Origin of the sequence: Micromonospora sp. DT201, assembly GCF_049841575.1 — a bacterium.
Classification (GTDB): Bacteria; Actinomycetota; Actinomycetes; order Mycobacteriales; family Micromonosporaceae; genus Micromonospora.
Genome location: NZ_JBNCKP010000044.1, coordinates 8738 through 12844 on the forward strand (window position 1 = coordinate 8738; position 4107 = coordinate 12844).

The 4107-nt window shown below is 73.5% G+C and carries 1 protein-coding gene; it reads right to left on the bottom strand.

Annotated features, from left to right (window positions below):
- Window positions 1-108: 108 nt before the first annotated feature.
- Window positions 109-4107 (bottom strand): SDR family NAD(P)-dependent oxidoreductase (locus ACLQ28_RS34220; protein WP_425690398.1); only part of this gene is annotated, 3999 nt, incomplete at its 5' end.

Here is a 4107-nt window from a genome sequence, read left to right on the forward strand (position 1 = left end):
GCCAGCTCGCGGGCGGCCCCCGCGCCCCGACACTGCGCCCGGGCGCCCGGCGCGCGCCCCCCCCGCCGGCCCCGCGCCCCCCCCCCGCCGCTCTCGTTACGCCACCCGTCAGCTCCGGTCGCCGGCCCGGCGGAGCCAGTCGTGTACCGCGCGACCGGTGTCGGCGCCGAATTCGGTCACCATCGTGCAGTGGTCACCGGGAACGGTCACCAGGTCGTGTGGCAGGTTCCAGCGGGCCTGCCACGGCGTCTCATCGCCCTCGTCGCCGGGCAGCGCCGGCACCCGCCGCTCCGGCCGGATGATCAGGGTTGGCGCGTCGACCGGTGCTGGCTGCCAGCCCGCGAAGAGATCAAGGTAACGACCCATCGCGGTCAGGCTGGCGAAGTCCATCGCCGCGAGCCCGGTCCCCCGCTCGAACACCTCCTCGTGCAGCGATCGGGCCATCGACTCGGACAAGTCGCCGGGTAGATAGGTGTCAAGCAGCACCAGCCCCACCACCTCCACATTGACCCGGTCCTCCAGGCACCGCGTCACCGCGTGCGCCAGCAGACCGCCCGAGGAGTAGCCGACCAGCACCACGGGACGGCCTCGTACGTGCTCGGCGAGGGCGTCCGCGTGCACGTCGACCGCCGCGTCGAGGTCGGCCGGCAGGCTCTCGCCGTCCGCGAAGCCCGGCGGGTTGATCAGCCAGGCGCTGCGCATACCCTCCAACGCGGCGGAGAACTGGGCATACTGCATGGCACCCGGCACCGGCACGAACGGCGGAAAACACAGCAGCTCCGGCTGGGCAGGTCCGTCGGCGAGGCGGTCGGCCGCCGGCAGTGCGGGAAGGTCGATTCTTCCCGCGTACGTCGATCGCAGCTCGCCCGCCGCACGCAGCAGCCCGCCCGCCGCCGCGGGCCGGCGCAGCTGGTGTGCCTGCCGGTACAGCACGCCGAGCGGCGACTGGGACTCCTCCGGGCCGGTACTCGCTACCGGTGCCGCGGCCACGGAGAGCTCGGCGAGCGCGTGGCGGGCGAGCGCCAGCGGGGTGGGGTGGTCGAAGGCGAGAGTGGCCGGCAACCGCAACCCGGTCCGGGCGTTGACTCGGTTGCGCAGTTGCACGGCGGTGAGCGAGTCGAAGCCGAACTCCTTGAACGACCGCTCGGCATCGATGGCGTCCGCCGACGCGTGCCCGAGGACGGCGGCGATGAGGGCGGAGACCTCGCGCACCATGGCCGCTTCGCGTTCCGCCTCCGGCACGCCCGCGAGCCAGCGGCCAAGGGACGGGCCGGCCACGTCACCCGTTGCGGCTCTTCGGGGTGCGCGGCGGACGAGTTCCCGCAGCAGCGCCGGAACCTCGGTGGTCGCCGCGCCGATGCGCCCGGTGTCCAGTCGCAGAGCGACCACGTACGGGTCGCCGGTGGTCAGCGCCGCATCGAGCAGGGCGAGGCCTTGCTCGATGGTGAGCGGCGGCATCCCGGCACGTTCGAGGCGCACCTGGTCCGCGGCGGTGAGGCCACCGGTCATGGCGCTAGCGTCCGCCCACAGTCCCCAGGCGATCGACGTGGCGGGCAGACCCTGCCCGTGCCGGTATCGGGCGAGGGCGTCGAGGTACGCGTTCCCGGCCGCGTAGTTCGCCTGCCCTGGGGCGCCGAGCACGGCTGCGGTCGAGGAGAAGAGCACGAAGTGTCGCAGGCCGAGCGCCGCGGTCAATTCGTGCAGGTGCGTCGCCGCGTCGATCTTCGCGGGCAGGACGTCGTGCAGATGTGCGGGCGACAGCGCGGTAAGTGTGGCGTCGTGCAACGCTCCGGCGGTGTGGATGACCGAGGTGAGCGGGTGGTCGGCGGGCACCGCCGCCAGCAGTCGCGCCACCTGCGCCCGGTCGGCGATGTCACAGGCTTCGATGGTCACTGTGGCGCCGAGCCCGGTGAGTTCGGCGCGCAGTTCGGCGGCGCCGGCGGCGTCCGGCCCGCGGCGGCTGATGAGCAGCAGGTGCCGTACCCCGTGCCGGTTCACCAGATGCCGGGCGGTGAGCCGGCCCAGCGTGCCGGTGCCGCCGGTGATGAGCACCGTGCCCGCAGGGTCGAATTCCGGCGCCGTGTCCGCGCTGGTGGTGGCGGAGCCGGTGGCCGTCAGGCGGGGGGCGAAAAGGGTGCCGGCACGGCTGGCGAGCTGCGGCTCGACGGCCGGGAATGCGGGCCAGGCGATCGGGGCCTGGTCGATGTCGAGCAGCGTGAACCGGCCCGGATGCTCGGTCTGTGCCGAGCGGACCAGGCCCCACAGGGATGCCGTGGCCAGGTCGATGACGGTCTCCCCAGCGATGGCGGCGACCGCGCCGGACGTGACGAGCACCAGATGTGTGCCGACGTAGCGATCGTCGGCCAGCCAGTCCTGTAGTAGGTCGAGGATCTCCTGCGTGGCGGCTCGGGGCGTCGCCGATGCGGCGTACGCCAGCACGGTCGCCGGCGCCGGTCCGTCCGACTTGGTGAGCGCGGCGAGGCTGGCGTACGAGTCGGCCTCGACACCCGTCGTCCGCAGCGAGTGGCGCAGCGCCCTGGCGCGCGCGTCGTCACCCAGCACCGCCCAGCGGCCACCACGCGGGTCCGCCGGGTCCAGTGGGCCGGTCGCGGTCCAGTGCAGGGCCAACGGGCGGTCGGCCACGGTCCGGACCGCGTCGAGCCGCGCGGCCGCGAGCTGAGCGGCCGTGACCTCGCGGGTGGCGAGTGCCTCGACGGTGGCGACCGGCTGGCCGGCCCGGTCGGCGAGAGCGAGCCGGATCGTGCCGTCGGCGTTGCGATGCAGGCGCGCGGTGAGGGAGGTGGCGCCGATGGCGTGCACGGTGACCCCGGTCCAGGCGAACGGCATCGCCAGGGTGCCGGCATCCGACAGCAGCGCGAGGGCGTGCAGGGTCGCGTCGAGCAGCGCGGGGTGCAGGGTGAACCGGCCGGCGTCGAGCCCTTCCGGCAGACTGACCTCGGCGTAGACGTCGGCGCCCGAGCGCCAGGCGGCTCGGAGGCCCCGGAAGGCCGGACCGTACTGGTAACCCGCCTCCGCGAGGCCTTCGTAGGCACCGCTCAGGTCGACCGGCGACGCGTCGTGCGGCGGCCACTGCACGGGGTCGGCGGGCCGGGCCGCCGGTGCGTTCGCGAGCGTGCCCTCGGCATGCCGGATCCACGGCCCAGCGCCCGTCCGGGAGTGGATGGCCAGCGGGCGGCGGCCGTCGGTGTCCAGGGCTCCCGTGGTGGCTCGCAGTTGTACGTCGTCGCGGTCGGGCAGCAGCAGCGGCGCGTGCAGGACCAGGTCGTCGACCCGATCGTGCCCGGCCGCCTCGGCGACGCGGGCCGCCAGGTCGACGAAGACCGCTCCCGGCAGCAGCACGGTGTCCAGGACGCCGTGGTCGGCCAGCCAGGGGTGACTCTGCCGGGAGACCCGGCCGGTGAAGAGGTGGCCGTCCGAGTCGGGCAGCGGCACGGCGGCCCCGAGCAGCGAGTGGTCCAGGGATTCCAGACCAAGGTCGGTGGGCCTGCTTCCGGCATCATCGGGGTTGACCGAGGCGAGCCAGTACCGCTGGTGTTGGAATGGGTAGGTCGGCAGGTCGACGTGCCCTGCCCGGATGTCTAGGGTGGTCCAGTCGAGGTCGGCGCCGTAGGTGTGCGCCTGGGCCAGGTTGGTCAGGAAGGTGTCCGGGCCCGGCTGGTCGCGACGTAGGCTGCCGACCGCGGTGCCGCCGGTGTCCTCGATCGCTGCCAGCAACGCCGGGTGTGGGCTGACTTCAACGAACAGTCCCAGCCCGTCGTCGACCGCGCGGGTGACCGCGTCGTGGAACCGCACCGGCTGGCGGAGATTCCGAAACCAGTACCCGGCGTCGAACGTGGTCTCGTCCGGGCTGACCGTGGAGTAGAACGGCACCCGTCCCGGGCCGGGTGTGACCTGTAGTTGTTCCAACTCGGTGCGCAGCACATCCACGTGCGCGCAATGCGAGGCGTAGTCCACCGGCAACCGGCGCGCCCGATCCCCGTGCGAGACCACGAACGCCTCCACCGCGCCCACGTCACCGGACACCACCGTCGACGACGGGCCATTCACCGCCGCCACGAACACCCCCGCCGGCAGAACCAAATCAGC